The sequence below is a fragment of the Rhodosalinus sp. genome, from assembly GCF_041685465.1.
Classification (GTDB): domain Bacteria; phylum Pseudomonadota; class Alphaproteobacteria; order Rhodobacterales; family Rhodobacteraceae; genus Rhodosalinus.
In genome coordinates, this window is sequence record NZ_JAWLFS010000012.1 from 1 (window position 1) to 23,257 (window position 23,257).

The 23,257-nt window shown below is 70.7% G+C and carries 21 protein-coding genes and 2 pseudogenes; 19 read left to right on the forward strand and 4 right to left on the reverse strand.

The window, feature by feature from the left end:
* Positions 1 to 57 precede the first annotated feature (57 nt).
* The 11 genes and pseudogenes from ACESL7_RS01700 (at position 58) to aroQ (ending at position 11,342) form a co-directional block, all read left to right on the forward strand.
* Complete coding sequence (locus ACESL7_RS01700; RefSeq protein WP_372890816.1) at positions 58 to 1,254, forward strand: trans-sulfuration enzyme family protein; 1,197 nt, start codon at positions 58 to 60, stop codon at positions 1,252 to 1,254.
* A gap of 82 nt (positions 1,255 to 1,336) precedes the next feature.
* Complete coding sequence (locus ACESL7_RS01705; protein WP_372890818.1) at positions 1,337 to 2,395, forward strand: sensor histidine kinase; 1,059 nt, start codon at positions 1,337 to 1,339, stop codon at positions 2,393 to 2,395.
* A gap of 426 nt (positions 2,396 to 2,821) precedes the next feature.
* Positions 2,822 to 3,808 (forward strand): substrate-binding domain-containing protein, encoded by a 987-nt coding sequence (locus tag ACESL7_RS01710; RefSeq protein ID WP_372890820.1) that lies wholly within the window; start codon positions 2,822 to 2,824, stop codon positions 3,806 to 3,808.
* Positions 3,809 to 3,902: 94 nt separating this feature from the next.
* Positions 3,903 to 5,279: a phosphate ABC transporter permease subunit PstC gene (gene pstC, locus ACESL7_RS01715; protein ID WP_372890822.1), complete on the forward strand. Its 1,377-nt coding sequence runs from the start codon at positions 3,903 to 3,905 to the stop codon at positions 5,277 to 5,279.
* 10 nt (positions 5,280 to 5,289) lie between these two features.
* Positions 5,290 to 5,772, forward strand: a pseudogene (locus ACESL7_RS01720) (DUF3333 domain-containing protein); the annotation flags it as partial.
* A gap of 507 nt (positions 5,773 to 6,279) precedes the next feature.
* Positions 6,280 to 7,083 (forward strand): annotated as a pseudogene (pstA, locus tag ACESL7_RS01725) (phosphate ABC transporter permease PstA); the annotation flags it as partial.
* Between the two features lie 58 nt (positions 7,084 to 7,141).
* Positions 7,142 to 7,900, forward strand: coding sequence for a phosphate ABC transporter ATP-binding protein PstB (gene pstB, locus ACESL7_RS01730; protein ID WP_372890857.1), 759 nt, complete (start codon positions 7,142 to 7,144; stop codon positions 7,898 to 7,900).
* Between the two features lie 8 nt (positions 7,901 to 7,908).
* Positions 7,909 to 8,646 (forward strand): phosphate signaling complex protein PhoU, encoded by a 738-nt coding sequence (gene phoU / locus ACESL7_RS01735; RefSeq protein WP_372890824.1) that lies wholly within the window; start codon positions 7,909 to 7,911, stop codon positions 8,644 to 8,646.
* 4 nt (positions 8,647 to 8,650) lie between these two features.
* A complete protein-coding gene (gene phoB, locus ACESL7_RS01740; RefSeq protein ID WP_372890826.1) occupies positions 8,651 to 9,340 on the forward strand; it encodes a phosphate regulon transcriptional regulator PhoB in 690 nt (229 codons plus the stop codon).
* A 125-nt stretch (positions 9,341 to 9,465) separates the two neighbouring features.
* Complete coding sequence (locus ACESL7_RS01745) at positions 9,466 to 10,737, forward strand: NAD(P)/FAD-dependent oxidoreductase (protein WP_372890832.1); 1,272 nt, start codon at positions 9,466 to 9,468, stop codon at positions 10,735 to 10,737.
* A gap of 158 nt (positions 10,738 to 10,895) precedes the next feature.
* Positions 10,896 to 11,342, forward strand: a complete 447-nt coding sequence (gene aroQ, locus ACESL7_RS01750) for a type II 3-dehydroquinate dehydratase (protein ID WP_372890834.1) — start codon at positions 10,896 to 10,898, stop codon at positions 11,340 to 11,342.
* Between the two features lie 501 nt (positions 11,343 to 11,843).
* Here the strand turns inward: aroQ and tsf are convergent.
* Entirely contained in the window at positions 11,844 to 12,719 is an 876-nt protein-coding gene (gene tsf, locus ACESL7_RS01755) for a translation elongation factor Ts (RefSeq protein WP_372890836.1), read from the reverse strand.
* 94 nt (positions 12,720 to 12,813) lie between these two features.
* Complete coding sequence (gene rpsB, locus ACESL7_RS01760) at positions 12,814 to 13,605, reverse strand: 30S ribosomal protein S2 (RefSeq protein WP_372890838.1); 792 nt, start codon at positions 13,603 to 13,605, stop codon at positions 12,814 to 12,816.
* A gap of 283 nt (positions 13,606 to 13,888) precedes the next feature.
* Here rpsB and ACESL7_RS01765 point away from each other — a divergent pair, with 283 nt between their 5' ends.
* Positions 13,889 to 14,833: a pseudouridine-5'-phosphate glycosidase gene (locus ACESL7_RS01765; protein WP_372890840.1), complete on the forward strand. Its 945-nt coding sequence runs from the start codon at positions 13,889 to 13,891 to the stop codon at positions 14,831 to 14,833.
* Positions 14,834 to 14,889: 56 nt separating this feature from the next.
* Positions 14,890 to 15,624, forward strand: coding sequence for a DUF502 domain-containing protein (locus ACESL7_RS01770; protein ID WP_372890841.1), 735 nt, complete (start codon positions 14,890 to 14,892; stop codon positions 15,622 to 15,624).
* A gap of 4 nt (positions 15,625 to 15,628) precedes the next feature.
* Here the strand turns inward: ACESL7_RS01770 and ACESL7_RS01775 are convergent, their stop codons facing one another.
* Together ACESL7_RS01775 and ACESL7_RS01780 are read right to left on the reverse strand one after the other, a co-directional pair.
* A complete protein-coding gene (locus tag ACESL7_RS01775) occupies positions 15,629 to 16,669 on the reverse strand; it encodes a patatin-like phospholipase family protein (protein WP_372890842.1) in 1,041 nt (346 codons plus the stop codon).
* Positions 16,670 to 16,762: 93 nt separating this feature from the next.
* On the reverse strand, positions 16,763 to 17,536 hold the full coding sequence (locus ACESL7_RS01780) for a 3-hydroxybutyrate dehydrogenase (protein WP_372890844.1): 774 nt from the start codon (positions 17,534 to 17,536) through the stop codon (positions 16,763 to 16,765).
* 287 nt (positions 17,537 to 17,823) lie between these two features.
* Between ACESL7_RS01780 and ACESL7_RS01785 the strand changes: the two genes are divergently transcribed.
* From ACESL7_RS01785 to ACESL7_RS01810, 6 genes are all read left to right on the forward strand, one after another.
* Positions 17,824 to 19,647 (forward strand): extracellular solute-binding protein, encoded by a 1,824-nt coding sequence (locus ACESL7_RS01785; protein ID WP_372890846.1) that lies wholly within the window; start codon positions 17,824 to 17,826, stop codon positions 19,645 to 19,647.
* Positions 19,644 to 19,763, forward strand: a complete 120-nt coding sequence (locus ACESL7_RS01790; protein ID WP_372890848.1) for an entericidin EcnA/B family protein — start codon at positions 19,644 to 19,646, stop codon at positions 19,761 to 19,763. The genes ACESL7_RS01785 and ACESL7_RS01790 overlap by 4 nt, the downstream gene beginning before the upstream one ends.
* A gap of 50 nt (positions 19,764 to 19,813) precedes the next feature.
* Positions 19,814 to 20,161, forward strand: a complete 348-nt coding sequence (locus tag ACESL7_RS01795) for a CsbD family protein (RefSeq protein WP_372890850.1) — start codon at positions 19,814 to 19,816, stop codon at positions 20,159 to 20,161.
* Between the two features lie 53 nt (positions 20,162 to 20,214).
* Positions 20,215 to 21,744 (forward strand): class I adenylate-forming enzyme family protein, encoded by a 1,530-nt coding sequence (locus ACESL7_RS01800; protein WP_372890851.1) that lies wholly within the window; start codon positions 20,215 to 20,217, stop codon positions 21,742 to 21,744.
* The gene (locus tag ACESL7_RS01805) at positions 21,731 to 22,369 is read left to right on the forward strand and encodes a DsbA family oxidoreductase (RefSeq protein WP_372890853.1); all 639 of its coding nucleotides are present in this window, start codon (positions 21,731 to 21,733) and stop codon (positions 22,367 to 22,369) included. The genes ACESL7_RS01800 and ACESL7_RS01805 overlap by 14 nt, the downstream gene beginning before the upstream one ends.
* A gap of 282 nt (positions 22,370 to 22,651) precedes the next feature.
* A partial coding sequence (locus ACESL7_RS01810) for an MFS transporter (RefSeq protein ID WP_372890855.1) occupies positions 22,652 to 23,257 on the forward strand: 606 nt, incomplete at its 3' end.

A 23,257-nucleotide genomic window follows, 5' to 3' on the forward strand; every position in this document is an offset into this window, starting at 1 on the left:
CCCCGAGGATATTTGGACCAAGAAGAAGGGCCGGGGCACGCCCCGGTGCGTGACGCGATGGCAGAGCAGAAACCCAGCCTGATGCGGCCCCATGCGGTGACGACGGGCGTGAGCGCGCCGGTGGCGGCGCCGATCCAGCCCTCGGTGGTCTATGCCGCCGAGAGCCCCTCGGCCCTCGACGACCAGTACGAGGGGCGGGCCGCGGGCCACACCTACGCGCGCGAGGGGCATCCGAACGCCGCCGCGCTCGCCGCGCGGCTCGCGGCGATGGAGGGCTGCGCGGGCGGGCTCGTCACCGGATCGGGCATGGCGGCGGTGGCCTCGGCGCTGGTCGGGCTTCTGCGCGCCGGCGATCACGTGGTGGGGGGCGATCAGCTTTACGGCCGCTCGCTGCGCATGATGCGGGAGGAGCTGCCGCGGCTCGGGATCGCCACCAGCCTCGCCGACTCGACGGAGGCCGAGGCGGTGGCGGAGATGCTGCGCCCCGAGACGCGGATGATCCTGATCGAGACCGTTTCCAACCCGATGCTGCGGGTGGCCGACCTGGAGGGGATCGCGCGGCTCGCGAAAGAGCGCGGCGTGCTTCTCGCCGTGGACGGCACCTTCACCACGCCGCGGGCGCTGCGGGCCGTCGAGCACGGCGCGGACATCGTCATCCATTCGGTGACCAAGCTGCTGTCGGGTCATGCCGACGCGACGCTGGGCTGGGTCGGCGCGCGCGACGCGGCGCTTCTCGCGCGGATGGAGAGCTTCGCGGTGACGATGGGCCTGACGGCGAGCCCCTTCGACTGCTGGCTCGCCGAGCGCGGGCTTCTGACCTTCGAGCTGCGCTACGACCGGGCGGAGGCGACGGCGGCGGCGCTGGCCGCGCGGCTGGGCGATCTGCCGGGCCTCGGCGGGCTGCGCTACCCGCTGCGCGCCGACCACCCGGACCGGGCGCGCGCCGCGGCGCTCCTGGGCGCGCGCGGCTGCAACATGGTCACCTTCGAGGTGGCCGGCGGGCGCGCGGGCGCCGACGCCTTCGCGCGCGCCGCGGGCGCGGCGGGGCTGCCGATGGCGCCCACGCTCGGGGATGCGGGCAGCACGCTCTCGCACCCGGCGAGTTCCTCGCACCGCGGGCTCGACGCGCCGGCCCGCGCGACGCTCGGCATCACGGAGGGGACCTTCCGGCTGTCGGTCGGTCTCGAGCCGGAGGAGGCGCTCTTCGCGGCGCTCGCCGCCGGGGCCGAGGCAGCGCAGGCGGCCGCCGGCTGAACGCGGCTTTACAACCGCGCGGCGCTCTGGAAATCTCCCGCCGCCCGGGCCTCCGGCCCGCCAGAGGACCCCGTCCCGCGTCATGTCGCATCCCGTCGTCGCATCACTGGTCGCCGCGCTGCCGATGCCCGCGCTCGCCGTCGGGCCGAACGAGCGGATCGAGGCGGCGAACGCCGACGCCGTGCGGCTTTTCGGCGAGGGCACCCAGGGGCGGCATTTCATCACCGCGCTGCGCCAGCCCGCGCTGCTCGACGCCATCGAGGCGAGCCTGCGCGACGGCGAGCGCCGTACCGCGGATTTCCTGACGCACGACCGGGGGCAGGACCTCGCCTTCCGCGTGTCGATCGCGCCGGCGCGGCTGCGCGAGGGGGCGATGCAGGGGCGCGGCGTGCTGGTCGTCTTCGAGGACGTCACGCCGGTGGAGAAGGCCGGGCAGATGCGGCGCGATTTCGTCGCCAATGTCAGCCACGAGTTGCGCACGCCGCTCACCGCGCTCATGGGCTTCATCGAGACGCTGAAGGGCCCGGCGCGGGAGGACCCGGCCGCGGCCGAGCGGTTCCTCTCCATCATGGAGGCGGAGGCGAGCCGCATGAACCGGCTGGTGGGCGATCTCCTGTCGCTGAGCCGGGTGGAGGCGGACGAGCGGATGCGCCCGGCCGAGCGGGTGGAGCTCGGCGCGCTCCTGAGGGCGAGCGTGGCGGGCCTCGCGCCGCTCGCCTCGGAGGCAGGGGTGACGCTGGTCGACGCGCTGCCCGCGGACACGGACGGCCCCCTCGTGCCGGGCGACGCGGACCAGCTGCGGCAGGTCTTCTCGAACCTCGTCGAGAACGCGATCAAATACGGCGGCGCGGGTTCAGAGGTGCGCGTGGCGATGGACCCGCCGGCCTACGAGCCGCGCCTGCGCGCGACCGGCGTGCGCGTGCGCGTCGCCGATACGGGGCCGGGCATTTCCGAGATTCACCTGCCGCGGCTGACGGAGCGGTTCTACCGCGTCGACAGCCACCGCTCGCGCGAGATGGGGGGCACGGGGCTGGGCCTCGCCATCGTGAAGCACATCGTGAACCGGCACCGCGGACGCATGCGAATCGACAGCGCGCCGGGCGAGGGCAGCACATTCAGCGTCGTTCTTCCGGTGGACTGAGGCGGGGGCGGATCGGGTCGTGGCCGGGTCGCGACGCCCCCGGTGCGTGCCTCGGCTGTCGCCGGCAGGGCCATCGGCTGGAGCGTCATGGCCTGCCCCTGAAGCGCGGAGCTCGGCAGGACCGAGCGCGCGGCGGCGCCGGCAACGAGGGGGCGCTGCCCCCTCGGCCCTTGCGGGCCTCACCCCCGGGATATTTGTCGCCAAGAAGAAGGACCGGCCGCGCGCAAGGTGTGTGCGACGCCGGGCGACGCCGTGGTGCGGAGGCTCCGCCCGGATTTGACGCAACGGCAGCCCGGTCCGCAGCGCCCGGAATCTAGACATGTCGTGAAACTGTTACATCGCCGTCACAAAAGCATTGCGCGCGCGGCCTAGGCGGCGGCGTGAGATCGCGCTGCCGCGGTCCGCAACTGAACCTGGGAGTGATTCATGAGCTTCGTCAAACTGTCCGCCTCCGCGCTGGCGCTCGCCGCCGTGTCGGCCACCGCGGTCGCCGCGCAGGATCGTACGCAGATCCGCATCGTCGGGTCGTCCACCGTGTTCCCCTTCGCCACGGCCGTGGCCGAGGAATTCGGCAACACCACCGATTTCGCCACGCCGGTTCTCGAATCGACCGGCTCGGGCGGCGGCCTCAAGCTGTTCTGCGAAGGCGTCGGCGTCGAGCATCCGGACGTCACCAACGCCTCGCGCCGCGTGAAGATGTCCGAGGTCGAGACCTGCCTCGAGAACGGTGTCGAGTTCACCGAGCTCCTCGCGGGCTACGACGGCATCGTCATGGCCAACGCCGCCTCCGGCCCGGCCTACGAACTGAGCCGCGCGCAGATCTGGCAGGCGCTGGCCGCCGAAGGCCCGCGGCCGACCACCTGGGACGAGATCGACCCGGCGCTGCCCGCCGAGGAGATCGAGGTTCTGGGCCCGCCGCCGACCTCCGGCACGCGTGACGCCTTCGAGGAGCTGGTGATGGAAGCCGGCTGCGAGGAAGCGGGCGGCGAGGACTGCGGCGGCGCCGGCATGGAACTCCGCGAGGACGGCCCCTTCGTCGAGGCCGGCGAGAACGACAACCTGATCGTGTCGAAGCTCGAGGCCAACGACCGCGCGGTCGGCATCTTCGGCTTCTCCTTCCTCGATCAGAACCGTGACACGCTGCAGGGCACGACGATCGACGGGGTCGAGCCGACCTTCGACAACATCGCCTCCGACGCCTACCCGGTCTCGCGCTCGATGTTCTTCTACCTCAAGCACGACCACATCGACGTCATCCCGGGCATCAAGGAGTACGCCCGCGAGTTCGTCTCGGCGCAGGGGCCGGACGGCTACCTCGTCGACCTCGGCATGATCCCGGTCTCCGAGGCCGATCAGGAGGCGAACCTCGAGAAGATCGAGACGCTGCCGGGCCTGACGGCCGAAACCTACTGATCCTTCGCCATGATCCGGCCGGGGGCGATGGCGCCCCCGGCCACGCCGGACCGCGCCGAGGTCCGGCTCCCTTTCGTTTCCACCGGTGTCTCAGATGTCCCTGACCCTTTTCACCGTCGTCGCCCTCATCGCGCTGGCGGCCTATTTCATGTCGCGGCGCAAGGCCGTCCTCATCGCCGGCGGGCGGTCGGGCGTGCTGCATTCGCGGCCCGTCTTTCACGGGCTCTACAGCCTGCTCTGGGTGGCGCTGACGGGGATCGGCGCACTCGTCGTGAGCTCGGTGATCGGTGACTGGCTGGTCGACCGGGTGCTCCTCGCCCGGATCGCGGCCGCACAGCCGGACATGGCGCCGCTCCAGCAGCAACTGCTGCTGTCCGACGCCAAGGCGATCGCCGAGGGGCGCATGTCGTCACGCAGCGGCGTGCTGCGCGACCAGATCGCCGACGCCTATGCCTGGATGAGCGCGCTGCGCAACTGGGTGGTGATCGCGCTCAGCATCGGGGGCGCAGCGGTCGCGGCCTGGATCACCCATGGCCGCGTCGCGCCCGCGTGGTGGGCGCGCAACCGGGCCGAACGGATCCTGCGCAACATCCTGCTCGCCATGGCCACGGTCGCCATCCTGACGACGATCGGCATCGTGCTCTCGCTCATCTTCGAGACGGTGCGCTTCTTCGGAATGATCGACTGGCGCATCGACAAGTTCATTCTCGGCACGACATGGAGCCCGCTGTCGGGCGTCTTCGAGGGGCAGATGGACGCCGACACGGTGGGCGCGGTGCCGCTTTTCGCGGGCACGCTGCTCATCACGGCGATCGCCATGCTGGTCGCGGTGCCGGTCGGGCTCTTCTCCGCGATCTATCTCTCCGACTTCGCGTCGTCGCGGGTCCGCGCGACGGTCAAGCCGCTTCTGGAGATCCTCGCCGGCGTTCCGACGGTGGTCTACGGCTTCTTCGCGGCGATCACGCTCGCCCCGGCGCTCCGGGACTTCGGCGAGTTGATCGGCGTGCGGATCGCCTCCGAATCGGCGCTGGCCGCCGGGCTGACCATGGGGATCATGATCATCCCCTTCATCTCCTCGCTCTCCGACGACGTGATCAACGCGGTGCCGCAGAGCCTGCGCGACGGCTCGCTCGCCGTGGGCGCGACGGAGGCCGAGACCATGCGCATCGTGATCCTGCCGGCCGCGCTGCCGGGGATCGTCTCGGCCGTGATCCTCGGCGTGAGCCGCGCGATCGGCGAGACGATGATCGTCGTGATGGCGGCGGGGCAGGGGGCCAACCTGACGGCGAACCCGCTCGAGGCGGTGACGACCGTGACCGTGCAGATCGTCGCGCTGATCACCGGCGACACGGAGGCGTCCACCGCCGCCGGACCCGCCTTCACCCTGGGCTTCACGCTCTTCGTGATGACGCTGGTGATGAACATCCTCGCGCAGCGCCTCGTGCGCCGCTTCCGCGAAGCCTACGATTGAGGCCCTCCGCATGACCGACGCCGCAGCACAGCCCTCCGCCGCCCCCGCGCACGGCAGCCTCGCGGGTGCAAGCAACCGCCTGCGCCAGCGCCGCCGCGCGCAGACCCGCCTCAAGGCCTACGGCATCGCCGCCATCGCCTTTGCCCTGCTGGCGCTGGCGACGCTCGTCGGCTCCGTCGTGGTCAAGGCGACCGGGGCGCTGACGAACACGCATTTCACCTACGAGATGACGCTCTCGACCGAGGCGCTCGGCGTCACCCCCGAGAGCCCGCCGGAGGAGATCCTGCGCGCGCCTTACGGCGACCTGATCGACGAGGCGCTCGAGGCGCGCTTCCCGCTCGCGACCGGGCGCACCGCGCGGCGGGAGGTCGACGCGCTGGTGTCGAACGGCGCGCAGTTCCAGCTCGCGCAGCATGTCGTCGAGAACCCCGAGCTTCTCGGGCAGAGCGTGACCTATCCGCTGATCGCCTCGGACCGCACGGACTACTATTTTCAGGGCGGCTACGGCGATCTGCTGACGCCCGAGGTGGCAGGGCGTCTCACGGTGACCGGGAGCGAGGACGGAACGCTCGACATCCGGTCCTCGGAAGAGGATTTCGCCGAGGCCCTGCAGACAGTGAAGCAAAGCCTTTACGGCGACGCCGACCGGCTGCGCGAACAGGCCGCGCGGCAACAGAACGCCGTGCGCGTCTACGGCGAGCGTGCCGCGGCCGCGGAGACCGAGGAGGCGCGCGAGGCGCAGCTCGAACGTCAGGCACAGGCCGAGGCCAAGCGCGACGACCTGCTGGCCGAGGCCGAGGCGCTGGAGGAGCGCGCCGCCGCGGACGCCGGCACCGAGCCGCTGGACGCCGAGAACATCTCGCTCCTGATCGAGGCCGGTGGCGGCTGGATCAAGATGACCGAGGTGAACCGCAGCGGCGGCGAGGGCGTCGCGCTGACCGAGGTCGATCTGCCGATCGAGACCAGCGCGGACTGGCGCTTCCGCACGACCACCCTGCCGGAAGGCAGCCGTCGCGTCAGCGACCGTCAGATCGCCTGGCTCGAGACGCTGAAGGCCGAGGGCGCAGTCGAGCGCGACTTCAACACACGTTTCTTCACCGCCGCCGACAGCCGGGCACCGGAGCTCGCGGGCATCCGCGGCGCGCTCGTCGGGTCCTTCTGGACGATGATGGTCACCTTCGCGCTCGCCTTCCCGATCGGCGTGCTGGCGGCGATCTACCTCGAGGAATTCGCGCCGAAGAACCGCTTCACCAACTTCATCGAGGTCAATATCAACAACCTCGCGGCGGTGCCCTCCATCGTCTACGGCCTGCTCGGGCTGGCGGTCTTCATCAACGTCTTCGGCGTACCGCGCTCCGCGCCGCTCGCCGGCGGCCTGGTGCTCACGCTGATGACCCTGCCGACGATCATCATCGCCGCGCGCGCCGCGATCAAGGCGGTGCCGCCCTCGATCCGCGAGGCGGCGCTCGGCGTCGGCGCCTCGAAGATGCAGGCGAGCTTTCACCATGTCCTGCCGCTGGCGATGCCGGGGATCCTGACCGGCACGATCATCGGCATGGCGCAGGCCCTGGGCGAGACGGCGCCGCTCATCATGATCGGCATGGTCGCCTTCATCGTCGAGACGCCGAGCGGAATCACCGACAGCGCGACGGTGCTCCCGGTGCAGATCTTCCGATGGTATGATTTCCCCGAGCCGGGCTTCGAGGCGCGGGCGGCGGCGGCGATCTGCGTGCTGCTCACCTTCCTGATCGCGATGAACGCCCTGGCGATCTTCCTTCGCAAGCGCTTCGAGCGGCGCTGGTAAAAGAATGGACCAAGCGATGTACGATACCTCCAAGACCGCGGACAGCGCCACCGAGCAGATGTCGACCAAGTTCCACTGCGCCGACGTTCAGGTATTCTATGGCGAGACGCACGCCATCAAGGACGTGAACGTCGACATTCAGGACAAGACGGTGACGGCCTTCATCGGCCCCTCGGGCTGCGGCAAGTCGACGTTTCTGCGCTGTCTGAACCGGATGAACGACACCATCGACGTCGCGCGCGTGCAGGGCACCATCCTGCTCGACGGGGAGGACGTCTACGACGCGCGCGTCGATCCGGTGCAGCTTCGCGCGAAGGTCGGCATGGTGTTCCAGAAGCCCAACCCCTTCCCGAAGTCGATCTACGAGAATGTCGCCTACGGGCCGAAGATTCATGGCATGGCCCGGAACAAGGCCGATCTCGACGTGATCGTGGAACGCGCATTGCGCCGCGCCGCGCTCTGGGACGAGGTCAAGGACCGCCTCGACGCGAGCGGCACGGGCCTTTCCGGCGGGCAGCAGCAGCGCCTCTGCATCGCGCGCGCCGTGGCGACGGAGCCCGAGGTGCTGCTGATGGACGAGCCCGCCTCGGCGCTCGACCCGATCGCGACGAGCCAGATCGAGGAGCTGATCGACGAGCTCCGGCAGAACTACGCGGTGGTGATCGTCACCCACTCGATGCAGCAGGCCGCACGCGTCAGCCAGAAGACGGCCTTCTTCCATCTCGGAAATCTCGTGGAATACGACGATACATCGAAAATCTTCACCAATCCCGAGGATCCCCGGACCGAGAGCTACATCACCGGCAGGATCGGATAAGGCAGGCGATGCAGGAAATTCCGCATATCAGCTCGGTCTACGACCGTGATCTCGAATCCATTCAGGCCAGCATCATGAAGATGGGTGGCCTGGTGGAAGCGGCGATCATGAAGGCCGCCAACTCACTGGAAAGGCGCGACGAGGCGCTCGCCGAGGAGGTCCGGCAGGGCGACCTCGCCATCGACGAACTCGAGGAGCAGGTCAACGACGAGGTGGCGCGCGTCATCGCGCTGCGCGCGCCGACGGCCGTCGATCTGCGCGTCGTGCTCTCGGTGATGAAGATCGCCGCCAACCTCGAGCGGATCGGCGATCTCTCGAAGAACATGGCCAAGCGCACCGGCGTGCTGATCCAGATGCAGACGATTCCCGGCGCGCCGGCGGCGCTGCGCCGCATGGCGCGCGAGGTCGAGCTGATGCTCAAGGACGCGCTCGATGCCTATATCCAGCGCGACGAGCAGCTCGCCCGCGACGTGATCGCCCGCGACGCCGATCTCGACCAGATGTACAACGCGATCTTCCGCGAGTTCCTGACCTTCATGATGGAGGACCCGCGCAACATCACCGCCTGCATGCATCTGCATTTCATCGCCAAGAACATCGAGCGGATGGGCGATCACGTCACCTCCGTCGCCGAGCAGGTGATCTTCCTCGTCGTGGGCGAGACCCCGCGCGAGCGACGGCCGAAGGCGGACAAGACCTCCTACGATCCGGATCTCGCCCCGGATGCCGGCGAGGGCGGAGACTGAGCCCATGTCCATCGATCAGCCCGTCGTTCTGGTCGTGGAGGACGAGCACGCGCAGCGCGAGGTGCTCTCCTACAACCTCGAGGCCGAGGGCTTCCGCGTCGCCAAGGCGATCAACGGCGAGGAGGCGCTTCTGCTCCTCGAAGAGGAGGCTCCCGATCTGGTGGTGCTCGACTGGATGCTGCCGAACGTCTCCGGCATCGAGATCTGCCGCCGCATCAAGCTGCGTCCGGAAACCCGGAATGTGCCGGTCATCATGCTCTCGGCCCGCTCGGAAGAGGTCGACCGCGTGCGCGGTCTCGAGACCGGCGCCGACGATTACGTCGTCAAGCCCTATTCCGTGGTCGAACTCATGGCGCGCGTGCGCGCGCAACTCCGGCGCACGCGGCCCGCGGCGGTGGGGCAGCAACTGATCTACGAGGACATCGTCCTCGACCCCGAGACGCACAAGGTCTACCGGGGCGAGAACAATCTCAAGCTCGGGCCGACCGAGTTCCGCCTCCTCGCCACCTTCATGGAGAAGCCGGGGCGCGTCTGGACGCGCGAGCAGCTTCTGGACCGGGTCTGGGGCCGCGACATCTACGTGGACACGCGCACCGTGGATGTCCACATCGGCCGGTTGCGCAAGGCGCTCTGCCAGCACGGCGGCGGCGATCCCGTCCGCACCGTGCGCGGGGCGGGCTATGCCCTCGGCTGAACTCGGACCTGCGTTATCAGCCAGTTGAAAGACGGACTTCGCGTAAAACCCGAACGCAGGGCGGGCTTGCGCCTGCCGGCCTTCGCCTGCTTCAATCGGCACTCTGGCAAGGCGGGGAGCGCGCGGTGACGAACCTGTGGGACGCGAGCGCAGCGGAGGATTTCGCGGCGCGGCCGCTCGACGCGGCGGTGCAGGCCGATCTTGCGGTGGTCGGCGGCGGCTACACCGGCCTGTCGGCGGCGCTCCACGCGGCAGAGGCGGGCGCGCGCGTCGTGCTCCTCGAGGCGGGGCGCATCGGCGCCGGCGGATCAGGGCGCAATGTCGGGCTGGTGAACGCCGGGCTCTGGCTGCCGCCCGAGGATGTCGCCGCCGCGCTCGGCCCCGAGGAAGGCGCCGCGCTCAACGCCGCGCTCGCGGCCGGGCCGGCAGAGGTCTTCGGGCTGATCGAGCGTCACGGGATCGCCTGCGAACCGGTGCGCGCGGGCACCCTGCATTGCGCCCATGCGCCCGGCGCGATGGCTGATCTCCGCCGCCGTCACGCGCAGGCCGCGGCGGCCGGGGCGCCGGTTGCGCTGCTCGACGCGGCCGAGGCGCAGGCGCGCACCGGAAGCCCGGCGGTGCACGGTGCGCTGCACGATGCGCGCGCCGGGACGATCCAGCCGCTCGCCTATGCGCGCGGCCTGGCGCGGGCCGCGCAAGGCGCCGGCGCGCACCTGCACGAAGACTCGCAGGTAACTGAAACGGAATACGAAAACGGGGTCTGGCGGCTGCGCACGGGGCAGGGTGGCGCGGTCACCGCGCGCCGGCTCCTGATGGCGACCAACGCCTATCACCGCGCGCCGCGCGGGACGGATCTGCCGCGAACGGCGACACTGCATTTCTTCCAGCTCGCCACCGCGCCGCTGCCGCCGGGAGAGCTCGCCGGGGTTCTGCCGGGTGGCGAAGGCGCCTGGGACACCGGCACGGTGATGACCTCCTTCCGCCGCGACGCGGCCGGGCGCGTGATCCTCGGCGGCATGGGCCGGCCCGAGGGGCTCGCGCGGACGTTTCACCACGGCTGGGCACGGCGCAAGCTCGGGCAGCTTTTCCCGTCGCTCGCCGGAGTGCGCTTCGAGCATGCGTGGAGCGGGCGCATCGCCGTCACCGGCGACCATCTGCCCAAGGTGCTGCGCCTCGGGCGCGGGGGGCTCGCCGTGTTCGGATATTCCGGCCGCGGCATCGCGCCGGGCACCGTGCTCGGCCGCGCCGCCGCCGAGGCGCTGGTCGAGGATCGGGAGGCGGCGCTGCCGATCGCGGCGCGCGACGCATACGACGATCCGGCGCCGCGGCTTCGCAGCGCGATCTACGAGGCGGGGGCGCTCGCGTGGCATGGCGCGGCGGCGCGGCTGCGCAGGTGAGAGCGCCGTCGCGTTGCCCTTATCCATAAGTCGCATAATCAATATTATGTTAAATTTCTTCATACCACGGGCCGTCCCGGGCGCGCGGCCGATGCCGGATGGCTGGACAGACGCCGCGCCGCGTGGCTAAGGCTTTGCCGAACCTCAGGAGCATTCCGATGCCGCGCGCGCTGATCCTCAACGGCCCCAACCTCAACCGCCTCGGCCAGCGCGAGCCCGGCGTCTACGGCCGCGTGACGCTGGCCGAGATCGAGGCGCTGGTCCGCGACCACGCTGCGCGCCACGATGTCGATATCGAGACGCTGCAGAGCAATCACGAAGGCGCGCTGATCGACGCGATCCACCGCGCCGCGGACACTGCCGACGGCATCGTGCTGAACGCAGGCGCCTACACCCACACCTCGGTCGCGCTCCACGACGCCATCGCCTCCGTGGCGGTGCCCGTGGTCGAGGTGCATCTCTCGAACATCCATGCGCGCGAGGCGTTCCGCCACCGGTCGTTCATCGCGCCGGTCGCGCTTGGTCAGATCGCGGGCTTCGGGCCGCAGGGCTACCTTCTCGCGCTGGACGCGCTGCGCGCGCATTGGGCGGCCTCCGCGACCTGACGCGGCCGTATCGAGCGGGGTCTTTTCTGTCCCCAAGGCGCGACGCGGCACGCCGGTTGCGCCGCAAGGACCGTTCGCGCGCGTCGGACGCGAAAGAGACGCATGCAAACTCATTGATCCAAAAACCATATTCGCTTTTTTTACCCGATAGTCAGTTTTCCCGCGCTTCCGTCTGAACCCGCCGTCGTGAGATTGTCATTTCGTTCCGTGAGTGGTGGTCGGAATTTGACCGGCCTGGAACGTGAGGGGGCCGCAACCCTGTGATTTCAGGGCGCTGCGGCTCCCGTCCGGGCTGCGGCCCGTAACCCGGCCTCGTGCTGCGTCATCCCCGATCGCAGGCGGGGCCCTGGAACCGGTGCCGCCCTGCCGCGGCGCCGGTTCCGCCGAAGGCCGGCCCCCCGAGCCATCGCACGAACCGACCTTCGCCCCGCATGCGGCGGGGCCCACGAAAAAGGGCCGCACCCTGCGGCGCGGCCCTTTGCAACGATTTGCGCGTGGCGCTCAGCCTTGCGCGGCCTTGGCGACCTCGGCCGCGAAATCCTCCGCCTCGCGCTCGATGCCTTCGCCCACGGCCATGCGGACGTAACCGAGGATCTCGGCGCCGGCCTCCTCGGCGGCCTGCGCCACGGTCTTGTCCGGGTCGACCACGAAGGCCTGCCCGAGAAGCGTCACCTCGCCGAGGTACTTCTTCATGCGGCCCTCGATCATCTTCTCGATGACCTGCTCGGGCTTGCCGGATTCGCGTGCCTGATCGGTCAGCACGCGGCGCTCGCGCTCGAGCACCTCCGGATCGAGTGCGGTCTCGTTCAGGGCCTGCGGCGAAGCGGCGGCGATGTGCATCGCGACCTTGCGGCCGAAGGCCTCGTCACCGCCCTTCATCGCCACGAGAACGCCGATCTGCCCCATGCCGGGCGCGGCGGCGTTGTGGACGTAGGAGACGACGCTCGGCCCCTCGACCTTCGCCATGCGGCGCAGCGACATGTTCTCGCCGATGGTGGCGATCTTGTCGGTGAGGATGTCGGCCACCGACTTTCCGCCGAGGTCGGCCGCTTTCAGCGCCTCGATGTCGTCGACGGCGAGCGCCTTCTCTGCGACCTGCGTCACGAACTCCTGGAACTCGGCGTTCTTGGCGACGAAATCGGTCTCCGAGTTGACCTCGACCGCGACGCCGGTGCCGCCCTCGACGCGCACGGCGACGAGGCCCTCGGCGGTGGTGCGGTCGGATTTCTTCGCCGCCTTGGCGAGGCCTTTCGTGCGCAGCCAGTCGATGGCCGCCTGCATGTCGCCGTCGGTTTCGGTCAGCGCCTTCTTGGCGTCCATCATGCCGGCGCCGGTCGTCTCTCGCAGCTCCTTCACCTGCTGGGCGGTGATTGCCATGTCGGGCTCTCCTTCGGATGGTGCGACGCCGGTCTGCCCGCGTCGCGTATCAGAGATATGTCATGGGGCGGGCGCCGCGCGCCCTGCCCCGGCCTCAGCTCTGGGCGTTTTCCTGCGCGGGCGCCTCGGCGGGCTCCTCCGCGACCTCCTCGCCGGCGGCCTCGGCCAGCGACCCGAGGTCCACGCCCGCGGCGCCGAGCTGCGCCGACATGCCGTCGAGCGCCGCGCGGCTCACGAGATCGCAGTAGAGCGCGATGGCGCGGGCCGCGTCGTCGTTGCCGGGAATGACGTAATCCACGCCCTGCGGCGAGCAGTTCGTGTCGACCACGGCGACGACCGGGATGCCGAGCTTGTTGGCCTCGGTGACGGCGAGCGCCTCCTTCTTGACGTCGATGACGAAGAGCATGTCCGGGACGCCCCCCATCTCGCGGATGCCGCCGAGCGAATCCTCGAGCTTCGTCTGCTCGCGCTCCATGCCGAGGCGCTCTTTCTTGGTCAGGCCCTGAAAGCCCTGCTCGGCCATCTCGTCGATGTCCTTGAGCCGCTGGATGGAGCGGCTGACCGTGCGCCAGTTGGTGAGCGTGCCACCGAGCCAGCGGTGATTCATGTAGTACTGCGCACATTTCTCGGCGGCTTCGGCGACCGGGCGCTGCGCCTGCCGCTTGGTGCCGACGAAGAGAACGCGTCCGCCCTTGGCGACCGTCTCGCGGACGGCGTTGAGCGCGGCGTCGAGCATCGGCACCGTCTGCGTCAGGTCGAAGATGTGGATTCCGTTGCGCTGGCCGTAGATGAAGGGCTTCATCTGCGGGTTCCAGCGCTGCGTCTGGTGACCGAAGTGCACGCCGGCTTCGAGAAGCTGACGCAGATTGAACTCGGGAAGAGCCATGTCGCGTATCCTTTCCGGTTTGCGCCTCGGCAGGGGGCATCAGGGTCTGACCCCACCGGTGGACGTGCAGGGATGTCTCCCCTGCCCGCCCGGCCCCTGCCTGCGGGATGAATGCCGCGCAGATAGCCCCTTCGCGCGGGGCGCGCAAGAGGGCGCCACTTGCCTCGCGCGACGGGGCAGGTCATTCAGGGGACATGAGCGTCGCGCCCCCCGATATCACGCGCATCGGCCGCCGTCCGCGCACCGGGTGCGCGTTCGCCCCGGCCTGCCGGGCGGCGCCGGCATGATGCGCCCCGATCTCTCCGACGAGGTGGGCGCGGCGCTGGCCGCCGGCCACCCGGTCGTCGCGCTGGAAAGCACGATCATCAGCCACGGCCTGCCCTGGCCGCGCAACCTGGAGCTCGCGCGGGCGGTCGAGGGCGAGGTGCGCGCGGGCGGCGCCGTGCCCGCCACCATCGCCGTGATCGACGGGCGGCTGCGCGCCGGGCTCGACGCCGCGGCGCTCGAGCGGCTGGCGGCGGGCGAGCGTGTCGCCAAGCTCTCGCGCGCCGATCTCGCCGTCTGCATGGCCGAGGGCCGCACGGGGGCCACCACGGTCGCCGCCACGATGATCGCCGCCGCGCGCGCCGGGATCTCCGTCTTCGCCACCGGCGGCATCGGCGGCGTCCACCGCGGGGCGGAAACGAGCTTCGACATCTCGGCCGACCTGCGGGAACTCGCGCAGAGCCCGGTCACGGTCGTCGCCTCGGGGGCCAAGGCGATTCTCGACCTGCCCAAGACCCTCGAGGTGCTCGAGACGCTCGGGGTGCCGGTGATCGCCCATGGTCAAGATGCCTTCCCTGCCTTCTGGGCGCGGGAGAGCGGGCTCGACGCGCCGCTCCGGATGGACGACCCGTCCACGATCGCGCGGGCGCATGTCACGCGCGGCGCGCTCGGGCTGGCCGGCGGGCAGCTCGTCGCCAACCCGATCCCGCCGCAGGCCGAGATTCCGCTTTCCGAGCTCGCGCCGCTCATCGCCCGCGCCCAGGCCGAGGCGGAGGCCGAAGCCGTGACCGGCAAGGCGGTGACCCCGGTGCTCCTCGACCGGCTGCGTGTGCTCACCGACGGCCGGACGCTCGACGCCAACGCCGCGCTGGTGCGCGCCAACGCCCGCCTCGGCGCCGCGATCGCCCAGGAGATCGTCACGGCGGCGGCGGAGACCGCGCCGCGCCGCGGCGCGCCATTGTAGATGGGCGCGCGCGTCTTTACCTTCACGGGGATCACCGCGGACGGCCGGCCAGCACGATGAGCGCACCTCAGACCGACGATCACCCGCAGCCGCGCAAGCCCGGCCTGCTCGCCGGGCTCCGCGCGAGTTTCATCACCGGCATCGTCGTCATCGCGCCGGTGGGGCTCACCGTATGGCTGATCTGGACGGCGATCGGCTGGGTGGACAGCTTCGTGCTGCCCTTCGTGCCGGGCGCCTACCAGCCCGAGCGCCTCTTCCAGCGCATCTTCGGCCCCGAGACGCAGGTCAACGTGCGCGGCCTCGGTGTCGTGGTCTTCCTGCTCTTCACGGTGCTCATCGGCTGGATCGCCAAGGGGGTGATCGGCCGCGCGCTGATTCGCTGGGCCGAGCGACTGGTGGAACGGATGCCGGTCGTGCGCTCGGTCTATTCCGGCGCCAAGCAGATCGCGGAGACCGTCTTCGCCCAGTCCGAGCGCAGCTTCGAGAAGGCCTGCCTGATCCAGTACCCGCGCAAGGACATCTGGGCGATCGGCTTCATCTCGACCGACACGCGCGGCGAGGTGGCCGAGAAGGCCCAGACCGGGAGCGAGCTGCTCTCCGTCTTCGTGCCGACGACGCCCAACCCGACCTCGGGCTTCCTGCTCTTCTTTCCCCGCGAGGACGTGATCGAGCTCGACATGTCGATCGAGGAGGCCGCGAAACTCGTGATCTCGGCGGGCCTCGTCCATCCCAACCCGCGCAACCCGGCCGCCCCGCCCGTGGTGACCGGGCCGGCCCGCGCGGCCGAATGAGCGTTCAGTCGTAGAGCGCGGCGAGGTCGAGCGTCTGGCGCCGGTTCAGATCGCCCCCGTGCGCCGCGAGAAACCCGTCGCAGGCGGCGCGCCCGGCCTCGAAAAGCTCACGGATCACGCTCGGCAAGGGCACCAGCTTGGTCGCCACCGAAAGGCGGTTCATCAATTCGTCGTCGGCGATCATGTGCATCCGCACCCGCTTCATCGCGCCCTCGGGCATCCGCCCCGCGTCCACGAGGCGCTGCACGAAGGCGATGGCCCGCAACTCGCGCAGGAGCGAGGCATTGAAACTGATCTCGTTGATCCGGTTCTGGATCTCCTGCGGCGTCACCGGCAGCGACTCGCGCTCCAGCGGGTTGATGTTGACCACCACGATGTCGTCGGGCAGTTCCGGCGCGAAAAGCGGAAAGAGCGCCGGGTTGCCGCTGTAGCCACCGTCCCAGAAATGCTCGGTCTCGCCGGTCTCCGGATCGCGCACCGGCACCGCCTGGAAGAGCGTCGGCAGACAGGCCGAGGCGAGAATCGCCCGCGGCCCGATGTCGTCACCCGAGAACACGCGCACCTTGCCCGTGCGCACGTTGGTCGCGCCGACGAAGAAGGCCGGCCCCGCCTCGGCGCAGACCTCCCCGTAGTTGAACCCTTCCGCGATCGGCGCCAGCGGATTGCGGTAGAAGGGGCCGTAGACATAGGGCGAGATCGTCCGCGACAGCGCGTCGGCCGCCGAGAAGCCCGGCGAATAGGCGAGCGTCTTCGCCAGGATCCCCGGATCGGGGGCGAACCCGGCCATCCAGGCCGGCATCCGCATGTCGCCCACCGCCCCGATCCGCCCCCAGAGCTCGGCCAGCACCTCCCGCGCGCGCGGCGCGCCGCCCTCGATCAGCCCGGATTTCAGCGCCGCGCCGTTGAGCGCGCCGGCAGAGGTGCCGGAGATTCCCGCGATCTCGAGATCGTCCTCCTCGAGCAGCCGGTCGAGCACGCCCCAGGTGAAGGCGCCATGCGCGCCCCCGCCCTGCAACGCGAGATTGATACGCCGGAGCTCCGCCATCCGCGGTTCCTTCTTCTTGGCCCAAGTATCCTCGGGGGGTGAGGCGGCGCGAGCCGCCGAGGGGGGCAGACAGCCCCCCTGCCCCGGCCCGCCTCAGAGCGCGGTCCAGCCGCCGTCCACGCTGATCGTGGTGCCGGTAATCTGGTCCGCGGCGGGCGAGCAGAGGAAGACCGCCGTCTGCCCGATCTGCCCGGTGCTCGCGAATTCCTTCGACGGCTGGCGCTCGAGCATGACCTTCTCGATCACCTCTTCGCGCTCCATGCCGTATTTCTCCATCGTGTCGGGGATCTGGTGCTCGACCAGCGGCGTGAGCACGTAGCCCGGGCAGATCGCGTTGGCGGTGATCGGCTCGCGCGCCGTCTCCAGCGCGGCGACCTTGGTCAGGCCGACCAGCCCGTGCTTGGCCGCGACATAGGCCGCCTTGTAGGGCGAGGCGGTGAGCCCGTGCGCCGAGGCGATGTTGACCACCCGCCCCCAGCCGGCCGCGCGCATCCTCGGCAGCGCCGCGGCGGTGGTGTGGAAGGCCGAGGACAGCATGATCGCGAGGATCGCGTCCCACTTCTCGCGCGGGAAGTCCTCGATCGGCGCGACGTGCTGGATGCCGGCGTTGTTCACCAGGATGTCGCAGTCGCCCGCGGCCTCGATCAGCGCGGCGCAGGCCTCCGGGTCGGACATGTCGGCCTGCACGTAGCGCGCCGCGACGCCGTGGGTGTCGGCGATCTCCCGCGCGATGGCGTGGTCCTCGTCCCGGTCGGTGAAGGAGTTGATGACCACGTTCGCCCCCGCCCGGGCGAGTTCATGCGCCACGCCGAGCCCGATGCCCGAGGTGGAGCCGGTGATCACCGCCGTCTTGCCTGAAAGATCCATGAAACTGCTCCCGTCGCCATGCCGCGTCGCGGCACAGATCGGCCCCCAGGCCGGCGGAGGCAACCCCTCCGGCGCCGGTGATACGGCGCGGCAGACCAAAAAAAACGCCGGCACAAGGCCGGCGTCCAGTTATTGAGGCAGGTTTCATACAGGCAAGAAACCTATCGAGCAGTACGGTCCTTATAAGCAATCGAGCGCCCGGCGCCAAGGCAAAAGTTTGAAAACGCATGGCGATGCGAGTAACTTCCACGGCAACAAGACAAGGCGTCACGAGCAGTGTTGCAGAAATGAGATCAGTGTTTTTCCGCCCCTGTGCCGCGGCGGCGCTCGGCGTGGCCGTTCTGTTCGCGCCGGCGCCGGCCGTCGCGGAGCCCGCGCATGGCATCGCTATGTATGGCGAGCCGGCCCTGCCACCGGATTTTGTGTCGCTGCCCTACGCCAACCCCGACGCGCCGAAGGGCGGGCGGATCGTCTTCGGCGAGACCGGGGGCTTCGACACGCTCAATCCCTTCACCCTCGCCGGCACCGCGCCGTGGCAGCTCCGGTTCCTCGCCTACGAGTCGCTTCTCGGGCGCAGCTGGGACGAGCCGTTCACCCTTTACGGTCTTCTGGCCGAATCGGTCGAGACCGGGCCGGACCGCCGCTGGGTCGAGTTCACGCTGCGGCCGGAGGCGCGATTCTCGGACGGCACGCCGGTCACGGTCGAGGACGTGCTCTGGTCCCACGAGGTGCTCGGCACCGAGGGGCATCCGCGCTACCGCGCGCTCTGGACCGCGGTCGAATCGGCCGAGGCGGTGGGCGCGCGCACGGTGCGCTTCACCTTTTCCGAGGACAATCCCGAGCTGGCGCTGATCGCAGGGCTGCGCCCCATCCTCAAGAAGGCGCAGTTCGAGGGGCGCGACTTCGCCCGCACGCGTCTCACCGAGCCGCCGATCGGCTCGGCGCCCTATGTCGTCGGCGATCACGAACCCGGCCGCTTCCTCGAGCTCGAGCGCGACCCCGACTACTGGGGCGCGGAAATCCCCTTCCGGGCCGGCACGCACAACTTCGACACGATCCGCTACGAGTATTTCGGCGATTCCACCGCGCTCTTCGAGGCGTTCAAGGCCGGTACGCTGACCGCGCACCGCGAGCCCAACCTCGACGCCTGGGAGACGCGTTACGACTTCCCGGCGGTGCGCCGCGGCGACATCGTCAAATCGGTGATCCCGCATGGCCGCCCCTCGGGGATGACGGGTTTCGTGATGAACACGCGGCGCGATCTCTTCGCCGACTGGCGCGTGCGCGAGGCGCTGCTCTCCGCCTTCAATTTCGAGGCGGTCAACGACACGCTGACCGGCGGGCGGCAGCCGCGAATCACCTCCTATTTCTCGAACTCCGTGCTCGGCATGCGCGATGGCCCCGCCGAGGGGCGCGTGCGCGACCTGCTGGCGCCCTTCGCCGACGACCTGCCGCCCGGCGCGCTGGAGGGCTACGCGCTCCCCGAAAGCGACGGCACGGGGCGCAACCGTGCGGGGCTGCGCCGGGCCATGCGCCTTCTCGGCGAGGCGGGCTGGATCGTGGAGGACGGGCGTCTCGTGAACGCGGAGGGGGATCCCTTCGCCTTCGACCTGCTGATCCGGCAGGGCGCGCAGGAGCATCAGGCCATCGCCGACATCTACGACCGCGCGCTGGAGCGTCTCGGCATCGACATGACCATCTCGACGGTGGACGACGCGCAGTACACCCAGCGCACCGCCGCCTTCGATTTCGACATGACGCCCTACCGCGTCGGGCTCTCGCTGTCGCCGGGGACCGAGCAGCGCCTCTACTGGTCGGCCGAGGCCGCGGAGATGCCGGGGTCGCGCAACTGGATGGGCATGCGCTCGCAGGCCGCCGAGGCGATGATCGACGCGATGCTCGGCGCCGAAAGCCGGGAGGATTTCGTCGCCGCGACGCGTGCGCTCGACCGCGTGCTGACCGCGGGACGCTACGTCATTCCCTTCTACCAGTGGACGGCGAGCTACATCGCGCACGCGGACGAATTGCAGCATCCCGAAGAGCTGCCGATCTATGGGGACTGGGCCGGCTTCCTGCCGGATGTTTGGTGGTACGAGGAGACAGGCGAATGATCCGGGGACTCGCGATCCTGACGCTGGCCGTGGCGCTGACCGGCTGCGGGACCATCGACGGCGTCGGGCAGGACATCTCGGGCGCGGCGCGCACGGTCCAGGGCTGGTTCCGGTAGGGAACGCGCCCGCGCACCGGGCGTTGTCCCGCGAAAGGAGGGATCACGCCATGGACTGGAGCGACATCCGGGCCGACTGGCCCGCCTACGCCCGCATCATCTCGGAACGCTGGCCCAGGGTGCAGGAGGCCGATCTTCTCGCCCTCGAGGGCGAGCGCGACGGTGTCATCGACCTGATCGCGCAGGCCACCGGCCTTGACCGCACCGTGGCAGGGGCCGAACTCGCCGATTGGCAGATGGGCGAGCGTCCTGTGGACGCGCTCATGGACGAGACGCGCGACAACGCCAATATCGCCAAGAGCGCCGCACATGTGCCCGAGGGCGAGGATCCGCTGGCCGACGACGCCGCCTTCGGCGACGAGGATCAGCCCGACCGCCCGATGGGGCGGACCGACTGAGCCGCCCTTGCGCGGGTCTTGCACGGGTCGGGCGCGCTCCGTAAGCGGGGGCGATGCTGTCCGTCTTCGATCAGGGGCCACCGCCGCCCTGCCCCGCACCCTTCAACCTGGCCGCGCATGTGCTCGCGCCGGCGGCATGGGGGCCGGACAAGGTGGCGCTCGCCGTGCTCGGCCCCGCGACTTCCGAGCGCTGGAGCTACGCGCGCCTCGAAGCGGCCGTGCTCGGCACCGCGACGGGGCTTCTGCGCGCGGGCCTCGCGCCCGGCGACCTGGTGCTTCTGCGGCTCGACAACACGGTGGATTTCCCGCTCGCCTTTCTCGGAGCGGTGGCGGCGGGGCTGGTGCCCGTGCCGCTTTCGGCCGCGCTGACCGGGGGCGAGGTCGCGCGCATGGCCGCCGCGCTCGACCCGGCGGCCATGCTGCACGACCCGGCGCTCCCGGCGCCGGAGGGCGATCTGACCCGCATCGAGCTCTCGCGGCTCCGCGGCATGCGCAACCTGCCGCCGGCCGACTACGACCTCGGCGATCCCGACCGGCTCGCCTATGTCGTCTTCACCTCCGGCACCTCGGGCACGCCACGCGCGGTGATGCACGCGCATCGCGCGGTCTGGGCGCGGCGCATGATGCACGCGGGCTGGTACGGGCTGACCGAGGGCGACCGGCTGATGCACGCGGGCGCCTTCAACTGGACCTATACCCTCGGCACCGGGCTCCTGGACCCGTGGAGCGCGGGGGCGACGGCGCTGATCCCCGCGCCCGGCACGACGGCGGAGGCGCTGCCGCTCCTGATGGCGCGGCACGACGCGACGATCTTCGCCGCCGCGCCGGGGGTCTACCGCAAGCTCCTGAAGGGCTGGGGCGCGACGCGGGCGCGGCATCTGCGCCACGGGCTGTCGGCCGGCGAGAAGCTGACCGAGGCGACGCGGGCGGCCTGGGAGGAGGCCACGGGCACGACGATCCACGAGGCCTACGGCATGTCGGAGTGCTCCACCTTCGTCTCCGCCTCGCCCGAGGCGCCGGCGCCGCCCGGCACCCTCGGCCGGCCGCAGCCGGGCCGGCGGGTGGCGATCCTCGGCCCCGACCACGCGCCGCGGCCCCTCGGCGAGGTGGGCACCATCGCCGTGGCGCGGCGCGATCCGGGGCTGATGCTCGGCTACATGGGCGCGCCGGAGGCCGCGGAGGCCCGCCTCGCGGACGACTGGTTCCTCACCGGCGATCTGGGCGCGATGGACGACAGCGGCGCCATCGCCTATCACGGCCGCGCCGACGACCTGATGAACGCGGGCGGCGTGCGCGTCTCACCGGCGGAGGTCGAGGCGGCGCTCGGCGCCTTTCCGGGCATCGGCGCGGTTGCCGTGACGGACGTGGCGCTCAAGGATCAGGTGCGCGTGATCGCCTGTTTCTACACCGCCGAGGCGGAGATCGACGCGACGCGGCTCGAGGCCTTCGCGGCCGAACGTCTGGCGCGCTGGAAGCAGCCGCGCCTCTACATCCGGACCGAGGCGCTGCCCACCGGTCCCAACGGCAAGCTCGCGCGGCGCCGGCTGCGCGACGACTGGGAGGCCGCCGATGGTCAAGCTTGATATCCTGTCCGACCCGATCTGCCCGTGGTGCTACATCGGCAAGGCGCAGCTCGACCGCGCGCTGGAGGCCGAGCCCGACCACCCCTTCGAGGTCGAGTGGCACCCCTTCCAGCTCAACCCGGACATGCCCGACGGCGGCATGGACCGGCGGAGCTACCTGGAGGCGAAGTTCGGCGGCAAGGAGAAGGCCGCGACGGTCTATGCCGAGATCGCCGAGCATGCCGCCGCGGCGGGACTCGAGATCGACTGGTCCGCCATCGACCGCACGCCCTCGACGCTCGACGCGCACCGGCTGATCCACTGGGCCGGGATCGAGGGGTGCCAGACGGCGATCGTCTCGGCGCTCTTCCGCGCCTATTTTCAGGAAGGGCGTGACATCGGACGCCACGAGGTGCTCGCCGACATCGCCGACGCGCGCGGCATGGACGCCTCGGTGGTGCTGCGCCTGCTGGCCACCGACGAGGACCGCGAGGAGATCGCGGGGCGCGACAAGGCCGCGCGCGAGATGGGCGTGACCGGCGTGCCCACCTTCATCGTCGCGCGGAGCCATGCCGTGCCCGGCGCGCAGCCGCCCGAGCTCTGGCGCAAGGTGATCGGCGAGATCCGGGAAAAGACCCGCGAATAAGGGGCCTGCGCGGTCTGCCGGCCGGCCTCGCGCCGCCTGCGACCGCCGCTTGCGTCCGGGGTCCCGCCGACCCTCCCCTGCGCGGTCGGCGCGCCGGGCACGAGCGGCCCCGAGATCGGCGTCGTCCTCGTGGCCGGGCAGCAGATGACCGGCTGCATGCCCGGGTCATGGCCGGCACCGAGCGCGTCGGCCCGACGCGGACGCGCAGCCGGTCCCGCGGGCCGCGCCGCTGGCCCTTCCCCCTGCGCTGTGCTAGCGCCCCGGGGTATCCCGAGGATCTTCATGCCCCCTGCCCGCCTGCCGCTGCCCGAGTTCATCGCGCTCATGGCGATGATGTTCGCGATCATCGCCTTTTCCATCGACGCGATGCTGCCGGCGCTGCCCGAGATCGCGCGGACCCTCTCGCCCGAGGACCCGAACCGCGCGCAGCTCGTGGTGACGAGCTTCGTGCTCGGCATGGGGGTCGGCACCTTCTTCACCGGGCCGCTGTCGGACGCGCTGGGCCGCCGGCCGGTGATTCTGGGCGGTTTCGCGGTCTACGTGGCGGCGGCCGGGCTGGCCGCGACCGCGGTCTCGCTCGAGATGCTGCTGGGCGCGCGCTTCGTCATGGGGCTCGGCGCCGCAGCGCCGCGGGTGGTGACGCTCGCCGTGGTGCGCGACCTCTTCGCCGGGCGGCGGATGGCGCAGATCATGTCCTTCGTGATGATGGTCTTCACGCTGGTGCCCGCGATCGCACCGCTCGTGGGCGCCGGGATGATCGCGCTCGGCGGCTGGCGGGCGATCTTCGTTGCCTTCATGGCCTTCGGCCTCGTCGCACCGCTCTGGATGACGCTGCGCCTCGCCGAGCCGCTGCCGCGCGAAATGCGCCGCCCCTTCCGCGGCGACGCG

Coding starts and splice junctions, on each gene's coding strand:
- ACESL7_RS01700 (WP_372890816.1), top strand. CDS start 58: ATGGCAGAGCAGAAACCCAGCCTGATGCGGCCCCATGCGGTGACGACG.
- ACESL7_RS01705 (WP_372890818.1), top strand. CDS start 1,337: ATGTCGCATCCCGTCGTCGCATCACTGGTCGCCGCGCTGCCGATGCCC.
- ACESL7_RS01710 (WP_372890820.1), top strand. CDS start 2,822: ATGAGCTTCGTCAAACTGTCCGCCTCCGCGCTGGCGCTCGCCGCCGTG.
- pstC (WP_372890822.1), top strand. CDS start 3,903: ATGTCCCTGACCCTTTTCACCGTCGTCGCCCTCATCGCGCTGGCGGCC.
- pstB (WP_372890857.1), top strand. CDS start 7,142: ATGTCGACCAAGTTCCACTGCGCCGACGTTCAGGTATTCTATGGCGAG.
- phoU (WP_372890824.1), top strand. CDS start 7,909: ATGCAGGAAATTCCGCATATCAGCTCGGTCTACGACCGTGATCTCGAA.
- phoB (WP_372890826.1), top strand. CDS start 8,651: ATGTCCATCGATCAGCCCGTCGTTCTGGTCGTGGAGGACGAGCACGCG.
- aroQ (WP_372890834.1), top strand. CDS start 10,896: ATGCCGCGCGCGCTGATCCTCAACGGCCCCAACCTCAACCGCCTCGGC.
- tsf (WP_372890836.1), bottom strand. CDS start 12,719: ATGGCAATCACCGCCCAGCAGGTGAAGGAGCTGCGAGAGACGACCGGC.
- rpsB (WP_372890838.1), bottom strand. CDS start 13,605: ATGGCTCTTCCCGAGTTCAATCTGCGTCAGCTTCTCGAAGCCGGCGTG.
- ACESL7_RS01765 (WP_372890840.1), top strand. CDS start 13,889: ATGATGCGCCCCGATCTCTCCGACGAGGTGGGCGCGGCGCTGGCCGCC.
- ACESL7_RS01770 (WP_372890841.1), top strand. CDS start 14,890: ATGAGCGCACCTCAGACCGACGATCACCCGCAGCCGCGCAAGCCCGGC.
- ACESL7_RS01775 (WP_372890842.1), bottom strand. CDS start 16,669: ATGGCGGAGCTCCGGCGTATCAATCTCGCGTTGCAGGGCGGGGGCGCG.
- ACESL7_RS01780 (WP_372890844.1), bottom strand. CDS start 17,536: ATGGATCTTTCAGGCAAGACGGCGGTGATCACCGGCTCCACCTCGGGC.
- ACESL7_RS01785 (WP_372890846.1), top strand. CDS start 17,824: ATGAGATCAGTGTTTTTCCGCCCCTGTGCCGCGGCGGCGCTCGGCGTG.
- ACESL7_RS01790 (WP_372890848.1), top strand. CDS start 19,644: ATGATCCGGGGACTCGCGATCCTGACGCTGGCCGTGGCGCTGACCGGC.
- ACESL7_RS01795 (WP_372890850.1), top strand. CDS start 19,814: ATGGACTGGAGCGACATCCGGGCCGACTGGCCCGCCTACGCCCGCATC.
- ACESL7_RS01800 (WP_372890851.1), top strand. CDS start 20,215: ATGCTGTCCGTCTTCGATCAGGGGCCACCGCCGCCCTGCCCCGCACCC.
- ACESL7_RS01805 (WP_372890853.1), top strand. CDS start 21,731: ATGGTCAAGCTTGATATCCTGTCCGACCCGATCTGCCCGTGGTGCTAC.